At 50.1% G+C, this 13,970-nt stretch carries 12 protein-coding genes; 2 read left to right on the top strand and 10 right to left on the bottom strand.

Annotation, left to right across the window (positions count from 1 at the left end):
• Nucleotides 1-5: 5 nt before the first annotated feature.
• The 6 genes from ACLPHM_RS01560 to metE all read right to left on the bottom strand — a co-directional run bounded on the left by ACLPHM_RS01560 (nucleotide 6) and on the right by metE (nucleotide 7,853).
• The gene (locus tag ACLPHM_RS01560) at nucleotides 6-704 is read right to left on the bottom strand and encodes a TerC family protein (protein ID WP_430219520.1); all 699 of its coding nucleotides are present in this window, start codon (nucleotides 702-704) and stop codon (nucleotides 6-8) included.
• Nucleotides 705-890: 186 nt separating this feature from the next.
• On the bottom strand, nucleotides 891-1,772 hold the full coding sequence (sucD, locus tag ACLPHM_RS01555) for a succinate--CoA ligase subunit alpha (RefSeq protein WP_135866077.1): 882 nt from the start codon (nucleotides 1,770-1,772) through the stop codon (nucleotides 891-893).
• A 20-nt stretch (nucleotides 1,773-1,792) separates the two neighbouring features.
• Complete coding sequence (gene sucC, locus ACLPHM_RS01550; RefSeq protein WP_430219519.1) at nucleotides 1,793-2,953, bottom strand: ADP-forming succinate--CoA ligase subunit beta; 1,161 nt, start codon at nucleotides 2,951-2,953, stop codon at nucleotides 1,793-1,795.
• Nucleotides 2,954-3,015: 62 nt separating this feature from the next.
• On the bottom strand, nucleotides 3,016-3,612 hold the full coding sequence (locus ACLPHM_RS01545; RefSeq protein WP_430219518.1) for a DUF2889 domain-containing protein: 597 nt from the start codon (nucleotides 3,610-3,612) through the stop codon (nucleotides 3,016-3,018).
• Nucleotides 3,613-3,715: 103 nt separating this feature from the next.
• Complete coding sequence (locus tag ACLPHM_RS01540; RefSeq protein ID WP_430219517.1) at nucleotides 3,716-5,374, bottom strand: methyl-accepting chemotaxis protein; 1,659 nt, start codon at nucleotides 5,372-5,374, stop codon at nucleotides 3,716-3,718.
• Nucleotides 5,375-5,558: 184 nt separating this feature from the next.
• Nucleotides 5,559-7,853, bottom strand: coding sequence for a 5-methyltetrahydropteroyltriglutamate--homocysteine S-methyltransferase (gene metE, locus ACLPHM_RS01535; protein WP_430219516.1), 2,295 nt, complete (start codon nucleotides 7,851-7,853; stop codon nucleotides 5,559-5,561).
• A 136-nt stretch (nucleotides 7,854-7,989) separates the two neighbouring features.
• On the opposite strand from metE, the gene ACLPHM_RS01530 reads away from it, so the two are divergent.
• Complete coding sequence (locus ACLPHM_RS01530; RefSeq protein WP_430219515.1) at nucleotides 7,990-8,919, top strand: LysR family transcriptional regulator; 930 nt, start codon at nucleotides 7,990-7,992, stop codon at nucleotides 8,917-8,919.
• Here the strand turns inward: ACLPHM_RS01530 and recX are convergent.
• The gene (gene recX / locus ACLPHM_RS01525) at nucleotides 8,916-9,446 is read right to left on the bottom strand and encodes a recombination regulator RecX (protein WP_430219514.1); all 531 of its coding nucleotides are present in this window, start codon (nucleotides 9,444-9,446) and stop codon (nucleotides 8,916-8,918) included. The genes ACLPHM_RS01530 and recX overlap by 4 nt on opposite strands.
• On the bottom strand, nucleotides 9,446-10,534 hold the full coding sequence (gene recA, locus ACLPHM_RS01520) for a recombinase RecA (RefSeq protein WP_430219513.1): 1,089 nt from the start codon (nucleotides 10,532-10,534) through the stop codon (nucleotides 9,446-9,448). The genes recX and recA overlap by 1 nt, the downstream gene beginning before the upstream one ends.
• 356 nt (nucleotides 10,535-10,890) lie before the next feature.
• On the opposite strand from recA, the gene ACLPHM_RS01515 reads away from it, so the two are divergent.
• Complete coding sequence (locus ACLPHM_RS01515) at nucleotides 10,891-11,793, top strand: recombination-associated protein RdgC (protein WP_430219512.1); 903 nt, start codon at nucleotides 10,891-10,893, stop codon at nucleotides 11,791-11,793.
• A gap of 53 nt (nucleotides 11,794-11,846) precedes the next feature.
• Here ACLPHM_RS01515 and ACLPHM_RS01510 read toward each other — a convergent pair whose 3' ends face one another.
• Nucleotides 11,847-13,139 (bottom strand): aspartate carbamoyltransferase, encoded by a 1,293-nt coding sequence (locus tag ACLPHM_RS01510; protein WP_430220736.1) that lies wholly within the window; start codon nucleotides 13,137-13,139, stop codon nucleotides 11,847-11,849.
• 182 nt (nucleotides 13,140-13,321) lie between these two features.
• The gene (locus ACLPHM_RS01505) at nucleotides 13,322-13,912 is read right to left on the bottom strand and encodes a hypothetical protein (protein ID WP_430219511.1); all 591 of its coding nucleotides are present in this window, start codon (nucleotides 13,910-13,912) and stop codon (nucleotides 13,322-13,324) included.
• Between the last annotated feature and the right edge of the window lie 58 nt (nucleotides 13,913-13,970).

Below are 13,970 nucleotides of genomic sequence, written 5' to 3'. Positions count from 1 at the left end.
ATCCTTTATTTAATGGTAGGTTGGCGCATTGCCATCCATTTGCCCAATATGACCAGTATAACGGCAACAGAGGCTTCTACAATCAACTTCGTTGTAGAGGAGATATCGCCCACATAGCGTGTCACAGCGATATCAGTCACCAGCATGCCCCCTGCGATCCAACCCAATAAGGCCGCGCCCAAGGTGATGAGCACAGGAAACCGGTCAATCAATTTCAACACTAACGTGCTACCCCAAATAATAATGGGGACACTTAGCAGCAAACCAAAGATCACATACACCATTTGGTGATCGGCTTGTGTATTTTGTGCAGCGCCAGCAATCGCAATCACGTTGTCCAGACTCATGACAAAGTCTGCAATCAAAATGGTTTTGACGGCTGACCACACACTACTACCCGCTTGCACATTACCGTGTTCGCCCTCGTCTGGAACCAACAACCTCAACCCTATCCAGAACAACATCGCGGCCCCTACCAATTTCAGGAAAGGAATATCCAGTAAGGTTAACGCAAAGAAAATCAAGAGGACGCGCAGGATAATTGCCCCTACCGTACCCCACAATATGCCTTTGATGCGTTGTTTATGGTCAAGATTTCTGCACGCTAGCGCGATAACCACGGCATTATCACCGCCCAGCAAAATATCAATTAAAACGATCTGAAACAATGCGCCCCAGTGGAGCGTTTCGAAGAATTCGATCATTGAGTTTCTGTAGTGTTCAACCTAGATAATGGTCATAGCCTGCTTTGTGTTGCCCTATATCTAGCAAAGTAGTGCTATTCACGCATGCGATGAGTACACCATCAAAAAAGCGCCCTACATCGCAATGCAGGGCACTTCTTTTTGCATGCCTATACCCAGTTTACCGCAACTGGGTATGAACAGCGCTTACAGTACAGACTTCAGCAACTTGCCCATTTCGGATGGGTTGCGTGTAGTACGAATACCGCAAGCTTCCATCACTTCCAGTTTGGCGTCTGCAGTATCAGCACCACCGGAAATCAGAGCACCTGCGTGACCCATACGTTTCCCTGGAGGCGCTGTAACACCAGCGATAAAGCCGATTACTGGCTTTTTCATGTTGTCCTTAGCCCACAGAGCAGCGTTCACTTCGTCTGGACCGCCGATCTCGCCGATCATGATCACGGCATCAGTGTCTGGATCGTCGTTGAACATTTTCAGTACATCGATGTGTTTCAGACCGTTGATTGGGTCACCACCGATACCTACCGCGCTGGATTGACCCAAGCCCAACTCAGTTACCTGAGCAACCGCTTCGTAGGTCAATGTACCGGAACGGCTAACCACACCAATACGACCTTTACGGTGGATGTGGCCAGGCATAATACCGATTTTCAGTTCGTCTGGAGTGATCAGACCTGGGCAGTTAGGGCCCAACAACAAGGTTTTCTTGTTCTCAGCACGCATACGGTTACGTACACGCAGCATGTCACGAACAGGAATACCTTCGGTAATGCAGATCACCAGATCCAGGTCAGCGTCTACAGCTTCCCAGATCGCATCAGCAGCACCTGCTGGTGGAACGTAAATAACCGACACGGTTGCGCCAGTTGCATCACGTGCATCTTTTACGTTTGCGTAGATAGGCACGCCTTCGAAGTCCTCGCCTGCGCGACGTGGGTTCACGCCAGCTACAAACGCTTCTTTACCGTTACCGTATTCACGACACATACGTGTGTGAAATTGACCGGTTTTACCTGTAATACCTTGAGTAATAACTTTGGTATCTTTATTAATCAGAATCGACATTGAAAAATCCCTTCCTGTACTTATTTGGCGGCGGCAACGACTTTAGTGGCTGCTTCAGCCATCGTGTCGGCACTGATGATAGGCAAGCCGGATTCAGCCAGCATTTTCTTGCCCAACTCTTCGTTGGTACCTTTCATACGTACAACCAGAGGTACGTTCAGGTTCACAGCCTTGCATGCAGTGATCACGCCTTCGGCGATCACGTCACAACGCATAATGCCACCGAAAATGTTTACCAGGATGGCTTTAACGTCTTTGTTAGCCAACATGATTTTGAATGCTTCGGTTACTTTCTCGGCAGTAGCACCACCACCAACGTCCAAGAAGTTGGCAGGTTCGCCGCCAAACAACTTGATGGTGTCCATAGTAGCCATCGCCAAACCAGCACCGTTTACCAAGCAACCAATGTTGCCGTCCAACTGAATGTAGGCCAGATCAAATTTGCTAGCTTCGATTTCAGCAGGATCTTCTTCGTCCAGATCGCGGAACTCAAGAATGTCATCGTGACGGAACAACGCGTTGCTATCAAAGTTGAACTTAGCGTCCAAAGCAATGATGTCGCCTGAGCCTGTCAGGATCAGTGGGTTGATTTCAGCCAATTCAGCGTCAGTGTCTGTGTACACTTGGTACAGCTTCTGGAACTCAGCAACAGCTTTAGCGATGGAAGCATCTGGTACACCGATACCACGCGCCAATTTGGTAGCTTGCTCGTCAGTCAGGCCAACGGCTGGGTCTACGAATTCTTTCAGAATGGCGTCAGGGTTACGTTCAGCCACTTCTTCAATTTCCATACCGCCTTCAGCAGACGCCATCACGGCAACACGCTGAGTAGCACGGTCGGTCACGATACCAACGTAGTATTCTTTCTTGATGTCCGCGCCTTCTTCTACCAGCAAGCGACGTACTTTCTGACCTTCAGGACCAGTCTGGTGTGTCACCAGTTGCATACCCAGAATTTCACCGGCGATTTGACGTACTTCGTCCATGGAACGTGCCAGCTTAACGCCACCACCTTTACCACGACCACCCGCATGAATTTGGGCTTTCACAACCCATACTGGACCGCCCAGCTCTTCTGCTACGGCAACAGCTTCGTCTACCGAGAAAGCAGGTTTGCCGCGCGGAACAACTACTCCGTATTTTCTTAGCAGGGCCTTACCCTGATATTCATGAATTTTCATTGATTACCTGTCAGTCTTAATAAAAACACAAAAAAAACTTTGCCTACATCCACCACTGTTGACTACTCTGGTACAACTTCTGTGTGTTCAGCTGCCTCATACCACTTAGGGTAAAACATCCTCACCACCTCGCCTGAACTACGTAAGGCGTGGCAGCCATCAATCTGAAATGGTCGCTGTTGTGACGCATTTGATTCTTCTGCCACTTGTTTGGCGCTGCGTGCCTCTTTCACCATAGACTGAATCGCCACCGTAGGCAGAATATCAGTCAATTCGGTCATGTGTGTACAGCCAGCGGTACGAGACATAATTTCTCTTACCGCACGTTTAAACCCTTTGACCAAGCTTAATCCTATAAGCTGGCGATACGCATCCGCAATACCCGTGCAATGTTGTCTATACGGCGCTGCGCCGTACGTCGCCACCACATCTTGGATAACGTAATGCTTATCGATGGTGACGCGCATCAGCATGTGGTGCACAGGGTCGCCTGCATTGTGCACGCCGCTTTCCGACATTTGCGACGGGAAATCATAGTCTTTGACATCCATGATTTCCGCTTCTATATCCAATAGCCCGTCCTCACGCTCAAATGCTTGAGCCCGATAGGTACGGGTATGCAGGAGACTACGGGATACAGTAGACGGTGGAAGTGGCATCTCTCACCAAGGGTAAAAATAACGATAAACGCCCCAGTATACCGCAGCTGATTGGTGGAGTATAAAAAAAGCCCCATTGACATAATGGGGCTTTTATCATGCGCTAGGCCAACTGCGCCCTATTGCCCGCTAGGGCTACCCGCTCGTGGGTGTCTGGTTCTAGGGCTTCAATCACATCCACATCTACCGTTTCGCCTAATTTAAAGGCTGATACATACGCCACCAACTCATCAGACTGAGTACGCAAAGCGGCAGCCGCCTCACTGGTTTGCTCTACCAACAACACGTTTTGGTGTGTGGTGTCATCCATTAACGTAATCGCCTGATTGATCTGGCTTAAGCCCAATGATTGCTCTTGGCTGGCGCTTGCGATCTCACGAATTAACGTGGACATACGCTCATTATTGGTCACGATGTCGTGCATGGTATCACCTGCCACACCCACCAAACCCGCGCCGTGGCTCACGACCTGCGCAGAGCTTTCAATTAACAGCTTCACTTCGTGTGCGGCGCTAGATGAGCGCTGAGCCAAGGCTCGTACCTCAGACGCTACGACTGCAAAGCCCCTACCCTGCTCACCAGCACGAGCGGCCTCCACCGCAGCATTCAGCGCCAAGATATTCGTCTGAAAAGCAATGCTATCAATAATGCCCACAATGTCGGAGATCTTCTGTGAAGATGCCGTAATTTGTTCCATCGTAGAGATGACACTCCCTACCGTCTCACCGCCACGGCGTGCCGCTTGAGCCGCTTGCTCCGCCACCTCTTCGGCCTCTTGAGCATTCGCCGCATTTTGATGCACGGTGCTATTGAGCTCTTCTGTGGCCGCAGAGGTTTCTTGCAGCGAACTAGCTTGTTGATCGGTTCTATCAGACAGCAATAAGGAGCTATCGGCCACATGGCTAGTGACATCCGCTAATGTCGCTGCGCTACGTGTAATGCGGGCAATCAGTAAGCGTAGATTTTGCTGCATGGTGCGTATTTGTTGCAGCAACTGGGTAATTTCATCGTCACCATCGGGTTGTACGGTACGACTTAAATCCCCTTTAGCGATAGACTGTGCTGCGACGTTTACCTCAGCAAACCCTTTGCTTAAGCGACGCAATGTCAGCAATAAGATGATGGTTACCGGTAGCGCTCCCAATAAAGCAATAGCAGCAAACAACATCAGACCTTGGTTGTAACGACGCTCAGCATGCTTTACCTCTTGATCCGCCTGCGCCATTTGATAGTACTGTAAACCCTGTAAAGCGGTAACAGCCTGCTCGCCTTGGGTACGCCCACCGATCAAAAAGGCTTGCATGACCTCAGGGGAAAAATTGCCTTTCTCCAATTGGCCTACAGCTTGCTCCAGCACGTTACGCCACTCAACTTGCGCTTTAGTCGCGAGTTCCAACAGTTGCAGCTCATCTTGATCTTGTGTACGTTCGGCAAGCCATTGACGTATTTCGCCATTGCGCTGCATATTCATCCATACGTCATCCAAATGCATGGAAGTAGGATGATCATGCAAAGCATGCAAAGGCCCATTGGGATCATGCTGAAACGCCAACAATACGCTTTGCCGGGTGTTATAGAAATTACGGACCATGCTGTCCACCTGCGCCATCGTACTCATGCGCGTTTGATACACCGTCTCCAAGCTTTTTTTGGATTGCATCAGCCCCCAGATACCTGCCGCCATGGCCAGTACAAACACACACCAAAACACCCAGATCGTGACTCTGAATCGGCGAAGTAAACTAAATCTATTTAACAACATGCGCATACTACCAACAAAAGAAGACCAATCATGCCCAGCTCATCGGACTCATCTTAGGCGTAATAGCTGGTAATCACTCAGGCAACCTGATGACAAAAGTACGCACTATTCAAAAATTTCAAGCATAAAGAAACGCCATGCGTACACACGCATGGCGTTGGTTCACACTACGTTGAAGCCAGTATTAGGCCTGACGTAACTCCTTGGCTGCCGCTACCATGGTTTTCAATGCCTCCGTGGTCTCTGGCCAACCACGCGTTTTCAAACCGCAGTCTGGGTTCACCCATAAACGCTCTGCAGGCAAACGCTTAGCCGCTTTGCGCATCAACTCAACCATCCACGCTTGGTCTGGAATGTTGGGCGAGTGGATGTCATACACACCGGGACCAATATCGTTAGGGTAATGGAAGTTTTCAAACGCTTCTAACAGCTCCATGTTTGAGCGAGAGGTCTCAATGGTAATCACGTCGGCATCCATCGCTGCAATTGCTTTGATGATGTCGTTGAACTCTGAATAGCACATGTGCGTATGGATCTGCGTGTCGTTATCAATGTTGCTCGTCGAGATACGGAAACAATCTACGGCCCACTGCAAGTACGCATCCCAATCGTCTTTGCGTAGCGGCAAACCTTCGCGAATGGCAGGCTCATCAATCTGGATGATTTTTACCCCCGCAGCTTCAAGATCGTGCACCTCATCACGCAGTGCCAATGCCAATTGGCGGCATGTGTCAGCGCGAGACTGATCATCACGCACAAATGACCACTGCAGCATTGTTACCGGGCCCGTCAACATGCCTTTGACTGGGCGCGTTGTCAGGGACTGAGCGTATTGCGACCACGCTACAGTCATTGGCATCACACGCAGCACATCACCAAAAATAATAGGCGGTTTCACGCAACGGGAGCCATAACTTTGTACCCATCCATTTTGTGTGAAGGCGAAGCCGCCCAACAGTTCACCGAAGTATTCCACCATATCGTTACGTTCGGCTTCACCGTGCACCAACACATCCAAATCTATGTCTTCTTGGAAGCGGATGACCCGTTCGATTTCAGCACGTATTTCTTTTTCGTAGGCTGTATCGCTCAACGCGCCCGAACGCCAATCACGACGCAATTTACGTATATCCTGAGTTTGCGGGAAAGAACCAATCGTCGTAGTTGGAAAAGCGGGTAAGTTCAAGCGCGCTTGTTGTGCTGCGATACGTTCGGCAAAAGGAGCACGATCCCGTTTCAACGTAGCCAGCTTTGCCACTTTCTCGGCCACAGCTGGGTTATGTGTACGTGGAGACTCTGCTCGTGTTTTCAGTGCTGTGCGCTGTGCTACCAAGGCAGCTTCAATGGTGGCGTCCACCTTGTTATCTACCAATGCACGCAGCCACTGCAACTCATCTAGCTTCTGTGTCGCAAACGACAACCAGCTATAGAGTTCAGCATCTAACGCATCCTCACCTTCCACATCCACAGGCACGTGCAACAGTGAGCATGACGGCGCTATCCAAAGCTTGTCTCCCAATTCTGCTTTGAGAGGCTTCAGTTGTTGCGCGGCTTTATCTAAATCGGTACGCCAAATATTGCGGCCATTAATAACGCCAACGGATAACACCTGTTCCGCTGATAACTGCTTACGTACAGCAGCGATTTGCTCTGGTGCTCGCACGGCATCAATATGCACGCCGTTAACAGGCAAACCTTGTAATACCGACACGTTATCGCGCAGGCCATCAAAGTACGTTGCCAACAGCACTTTTAAGCCACCTTGTTTCAAGTTGCTGTACACGCCTTTGAACTCATCACGCCATGCAGCAGGCAAATCCACAGCCAAGATGGGCTCATCAATTTGCACCCACTCTACGCCCAACGCCTGAATACGCGCTAAGACATCTTGGTACACCGGCAGCAACGCAGGCAACAAATCCAATTTTGCTGCATCCGTAGCGCCTTGGGTGTAGGCCTCACCTTTGGCCAACCACAACCAGGTTAACGGACCAGGAATCACAGGCTTCACGTTATAGCCTTCCGCCACAGCTTCGGCGATTTGCTCTAACAATGCAGTACGCGCCAAGCGGAAACTCTGGTTAGGCTGAATTTCAGGGACGATGTAGTGGTAGTTTGTATCAAACCACTTCGTCATTTCACACGCAGCCGCTGGCTTACCTTGTGGGGCACGACCACGCGCCATTCTAAACAAGGTATCTAGATCAACATCCGCTGTAGCAGCGTGTTCAAAACGTGCAGGAACAGCCCCCAACAAACACGTCCACTCCAAAATCTGGTCGTACCACGCAAAGTCACCTACGGGGATCAAATCCACACCCGCTGCTTTTTGCAGCGCCCAATGGCGGCTACGCAGCTCTTTACCTGTTTGCAATAAAGCGTCTTGTGGCAATTCGCCCGCCCAATACGCTTCTACAGCACGCTTCAGCTCACGCTGCTTACCAATGCGAGGAAAACCCAAGTTATGAATCACTGTCATCTTATGCCTACCGGAAATCGTATTTACAGGAAAAATTCGTCAACCCATGTATTGTGCCTGTACAATTAAATGAAAAAAAATCAAATACACCATTCTTAGAGTGAGTAATTTTCATATTTAATGTTTATGTGTTGCCATGCTTGAAATCCGTCATCTAGAAACCCTCAGCGCCATACGAGACACAGGAAGCTTGCAAGAGGCTGCTGAACGGCTTTATGTCACCCAGTCAGCACTATCGCACCAAATCCGTGACTTAGAAGTACGACTCAAGCTGAAGCTACTCAACCGCCGCACCCGCCCTGCCCGTCTTACTACAGCGGCATTGCGCATCATCGCCTTAGCGGACGACATACTGCCCCGCATTAAAAACACCGAACGTGAATTACAACGCTTATCTTCAGGGCGCACCGGCAGGCTACACGTCGCCATTGACTGCCACTCTTGTTTTCAGTGGTTAATGCCCGCGTTGGATAAGTTCAGACAAGACTGGCCTGATGTCAGCCTAGATTTATCGGCGGCCTTTTCCTTTGCCCCGTTACCAGCCCTGTTACGCGGCGACTTGGATGTGGTCATCACGTCGGACCCCAAAGACTTGCCTGGTGTTAATTACGTGCCGCTCTTTAGGTATGAATTGGTACTTGCCGTAAGCTCAGGCCACCCCTTAGCGCAATACCGCTATATAGAAGCCGCGCAATTAAGCGATCAAACCCTAATTAGCTACCCCGTGGAGCGCAACCGCTTAGATGTCTTCACGCAATTTCTTGACCCAGCCGGCATCGAACCATTGCATATACGGCAAGCCGAACTAACCCCCATGATCATGCAACTAGTGGCCAGCCACCGTGGCGTCACGGCACTGCCTAATTGGGCATTATCGGAGTTCACACATTCGGGGTGGCTACGCACCATTAAATTGGGTGAGCACGGTATATGGAGAAACCTGTACGCTGCACTGCGTGATGAAGACCACGACTCGGATTACATACAAGCGTTTTTAGAACAGGCACGCAAAACATGTTTTGCCACCTTGAATAATATTGAGGAAGCCTACCCAGTTAGTTTCTAGTAGTCTTCCAGATCAATATCGCCTGCTTTCACCGTATCTAGAATGCGATGCAAAGTACTTAAAGCAAAACCCCTGGACACCAGAAACCTAGCCTGTTTGGTATAGGCTTTTTGATCTTCAGGCAAACACCCAAACTTACGAAACCACACCTCTACGGCGCGCTCGAATTCGGTTTCACGCAACTCTTCGGTTAAGAGAGAGATGTCTTCTTGTGCCACACCACTTTGTTTTAATTCTTGTACGATGCGCAAGGTACCGTGCTTAGATGCACGTCGGTTTACTAAACTTTGCGCAAAGCGTGTGTTGGACAACCATTTTTCGCGCTCTAGTAAATCTAGCAGCGCTGTAATTTCGTCTTCATCTTGGCTGTAGCGTGACAGCTTACGCTGCAGCTCTAGCCTAGAATGCTCGCGCCGCGACAGTAAGTCTATGGCGCGTGCTTTCAGAGATGGCCCCTGAGGCGCTTTGCGTTGCTCACGCTCTACGCGCTCAGTAGGGTCCGTTTCGAACTCATCATCCCAAGACATTACTCGGCATCAGGCTCTGGTGTACCTTCAGACGCTTCTTCTGCTGTAGGCACGAACTCTGTCACGGCAACTTGTGCCACGCCAAACTTATCACGGACCTTGTTTTCGATCTCGATTGCCAAGGCGGGGTGCTCACGCAGGAAATCGCGGGCATTATCTTTACCCTGACCAATACGTGTGCTGCCGTAGCTGTACCATGCGCCTGCACGATCCAAGATACCAGCCTGTACACCCAAGTCGACGATTTCACCTTCACGGGAAATACCTGCGCCGTACATGATGTCGAACTCAGCTTGTTTGAAAGGTGGCGCTACTTTATTTTTCACCACTTTCACACGTGTTTCGTTACCGATCACTTCGTCGCCACGCTTGATAGAACCAATACGGCGTATATCCAGACGTACGGAGGAGTAGAACTTCAGCGCGTTACCACCAGTGGTGGTTTCGGGGTTACCGAACATCACGCCGATTTTCATACGGATCTGGTTAATGAAGATCACCATGCAGTTAGCACGTTTGATGGTCGCAGTCAGTTTACGCAGCGCTTGACTCATTAACCTCGCTTGCAGACCTGGCAACGCATCACCCATATCGCCTTCAATTTCGGCTTTAGGGGTTAAGGCAGCAACGGAGTCAACCACGATCAGATCAACAGAACCGGAGCGCACCAACGCTTCAGTAATTTCCAATGCTTGCTCGCCAGTATCTGGCTGAGAGATAAGCAAATCGCTCAGGTTTACACCCAGTTTGGAGGCGTACTGTACGTCTAGCGCGTGCTCGGCATCGACGAATGCACATGTACCGCCTAGCTTTTGCATTTCTGCAATCACTTGCAAGGTCAAGGTGGTTTTACCAGAGGACTCAGGACCGTAGACTTCGATAACGCGACCACGAGGCAAACCGCCTACGCCTAGCGCCAGATCCAAGCCCAATGAGCCGGTAGAGCAAACCTGAATATCGTGCTCAATCTGGTTATCGCCATAACGCATAACCGAGCCTTTGCCGAATTGTTTTTCGATTTGAGACAAGGCGGCTGCCAACGCTTTGGCGCGTTCTGCCGATACCGCTTTACTGCGCTTATCGTCCATGGGGTAATCCTTCAAAGAGAGGCATGAAATTCAAAAAATTATTATACTGTATAAATAAACAGATATCCAGTATTACACCACACCTAATTACGTAACTATTTTCTGTTGCAGCGTAACGCGCCTAAGCCGACCTGAATATGCGTTACGCTATATAAAGCCATACAGGATTGTACGTAAACGTCATGCAACCGTGCTACCTAGTCACAAAATCAGCCATTAAAACACAGGCCTGTACTTTATGCCTACGCTAGGACTTTTTCACCTGACAGCCATGCAAATGCGCGTACAATTCATTCATTCTACTCACCAACCTGCACCCATAGCAGGCATCACTTTTTCAACAAAGACACTTGCACATGTGGTTTAAAAATCTACGAATTTTCCGCCTCTCCCCCGAGTGGGACTACACTGCAGACACGCTAGAAGCAGCACTGCAAGAACATGCTTTTCAACCTGGCACTAGCCAAGACCCACTGAGCTTGGGTTGGGTTGCCCCCCGTGAAGGTGAAGGGCTGGTACACGCCCTGAACGATCAGTTTTTGATCTGCCTACGTAGCGAAAAGAAACTGCTGCCTAGCACCGTAATTAATCAGGTGGCTCGCGCCAAAGCTCGCGACATGGAAGCCGAACAAGGCTACAAACCAGGTCGCAAGCAAATGAGTGAAATTAAAGAGCAGGTCATCACTGAGTTGATGCCACGCGCTTTCAGCATTGCACGCGACACCCGCATCTGGATTGATACCAAAAACCTCTGGTTGGTAGTCGATGCAGCCTCGGCCGCAACCGGCGATGAAGTGATGGGTCTGTTGGCGAAAAGCCTGAACCCCTTCCCTGTCTTGCCGCTCTACACCGAGCTATCTCCTGGCGCGGCGATGACCTCTTGGCTGATCGAAGATGAAGCCCCTACTAATTTCAGTATCGACCAAGACACCGAGCTGCGCTCTACTAGCGAGAGCCGTGCCGTGGTTCGCTACGTGCGCCACAGCGCTGAGCCTGAGGAACTGCGCCGTCATATTGAGTCCGGCAAACAGTGCACGCGCTTGGCCCTCACATGGGATGATCGCATTTCTTTCGTTCTGACCGATGGCCTAGAACTAAAACGCGTTGCACCTCTGGATGTACTGAAAGAGCAAAACGAAGTATTGGCTGGTGATGAAGCAGAATTGTTTAATTCAGACATGACACTCATGACTGCTGAACTAACAAAGCTGTTTGATGACTTGCTGAATGCGCTGGGTGGCGAGAAAAAAGTAGTGTAAGCAACTACGCTCCCCGCATATAGAAAGGGCACCGTTTGGTGCCCTTTTGCTATTTAGTACATGCCGTGGAAGACAGCATCATCGGGACCCACATGTGAAGGTGGATTCCATGTCACGTCACGCATAGAGTGCTGTACTAAATTCTCTACCCCCAGCAATACCGCAAAGATTGCCATACGCACAGGAATACCGTTATCGGCTTGTCTGAAAATAGCCAGACGAGGGTCGTCGTTCAAATCTACGCTCAAATCATGAGCACCTTCACGGCTGTCACGTGGCAGCGGGTGCATCACGATCACGTTTTCATCGCAGTACTGATCAATCAACGCTTTGGATACTTGGAACTCTGCGGTGTAGCCTTCCAGTTGCTCATCCGAGAAACGCTCTTTCTGTACGCGGGTAGCGTAAATCACATCAGCGCCTTTCACATCAGCCAAATCGTGAGATTGCTCAATCACGTGATTACCTAGTTTGGCCACATGCTCAATGATCTCTTCTGGCATTTCCAAACCCAGCGGAGAAATCAGCGTGAATTTCAGACCACGATACAAAGCCAATAACTTCAGCAACGAGTGCACAGTACGGCCATATTTCAGGTCGCCCGTCATCACGATGTGTGCACCATCCAGCAATTTACCCAGACGAGAAAATTCCGTCAGAATGGTATACAAATCTAGCAATGCTTGGCTAGGGTGTTCACCCGCGCCATCACCACCGTTTACTACAGGAATATTGGTTGCGCGTGCAAACTCAGCCACCGAACCTTGCTCTGGGTGACGGATCACCATAGCGTCCACATAGCCGCTCATGACACGGCTGGTGTCATAGATAGATTCACCTTTGGCCATGGAGGAAAACGTAAAACCGGTGGTGTCACACACCGAGCCGCCCAAACGGCAGAATGCAGCCCCGAAGCTCACGCGAGTACGAGTACTGGCTTCAAAGAACAAGTTACCCAACACCGCGCCTTCTAATACACGCGACACTTTCTGGCGTCGCGCTATAGGCTGCATCAGGTCAGCGACTCGGAATAATTCTTCTACCGATTCACGACCGAACTGTTCTACAGACAGCAACTGATGTTTACCACCTACCGCAATGCGGTCACGCAATGGACCTGACTGTACGCTCTGCGCATACTTAGTCAGAAGCGTGTCGTTCTCTACGATTTCGGTCACGAAACGCAGCACCACTTCGGGCATAGAGCGAAACTCTTGCGAACCCTCTGGCAGTAGCCAGGTATCCAATGCACGGCGTTTTACACCAACACGCGCTGCAAACACATCTCGGGTTAGATTCAAACGACGCATTGCATCGCGCAAAAACACTTGTTGGGAAACAGCCATCATTCGCTCCATAGAACTATACGCAATGCGCACATTTTATAATCAAACCACGAAGGCGTATGAACTTTTTACATCATCCACGCTATTTTGTAGACGGAATCAAACAACGCGCATACAACAACGCCCCGGAAGTGCCTAGACACATTCCGGGGCGTTGCTCATAACACGCTATCTATAGCGTATTATTTTCTGGCAGGAGCCTGCGTTGGTGCAGGAGCCGCATCACCAGCGATGATACGCGCAGCCGTTACAGCGTTCTGTTCGCTACCAACCATGAATACCAGACGACCGCTGGTAATAGGCTCGGAGTAACCAGGAACAGCCAACAAGGTACCGTCTACCACCAATGCTAGGCGTTTGCCTGGGTTAGCAGAGGTCACGCGAGTCACGTTTGCAATTGCTTGTTCGCTCATATCCAGCGCCAACAAGCCTTCACCTGCTTCACTGCGGCCAGCTTCTACGCCGGTGAAGTCTTCCAATGCGAGAAAAGCTTCAGGCTCTAGATACAAACTGCTGTTTTCACCCACTTGTACTTCCGCCCAACCTTCTTGCGGTTTTGTGTCGGCAAGGAAAACCAATACTGGTGACAACATCTGCTGTGCATTTTGGTCTTGTGCCCCAGCAGGCTGCTGTGCAGGTGCTGTAGCTGTTGTTGGGGCTGCTGTTGTGCTAGCAGCATCCGCATCCGTTTTTTGCGGTACGGTTTGGCACGCAGCCAAAGCCAACAAACCAATTGGAGCAAGGGTACGGCTCATCCAGAGCTTCGCGGACATGGCTTTTCCTCTCAAAGTAAATATATGTCGGGAGTGTAGCAGCATACTACGTTACCTA

The sequence above is a fragment of the Paenalcaligenes sp. Me131 genome, from assembly GCF_050487225.1.
In the GTDB taxonomy this organism is placed as follows: domain Bacteria; phylum Pseudomonadota; class Gammaproteobacteria; order Burkholderiales; family Burkholderiaceae_B; genus Paenalcaligenes.
The sequence above is the reverse complement of the archived record's forward strand: the minus strand, read 5'-3'. Positions and strand labels throughout refer to the sequence as shown.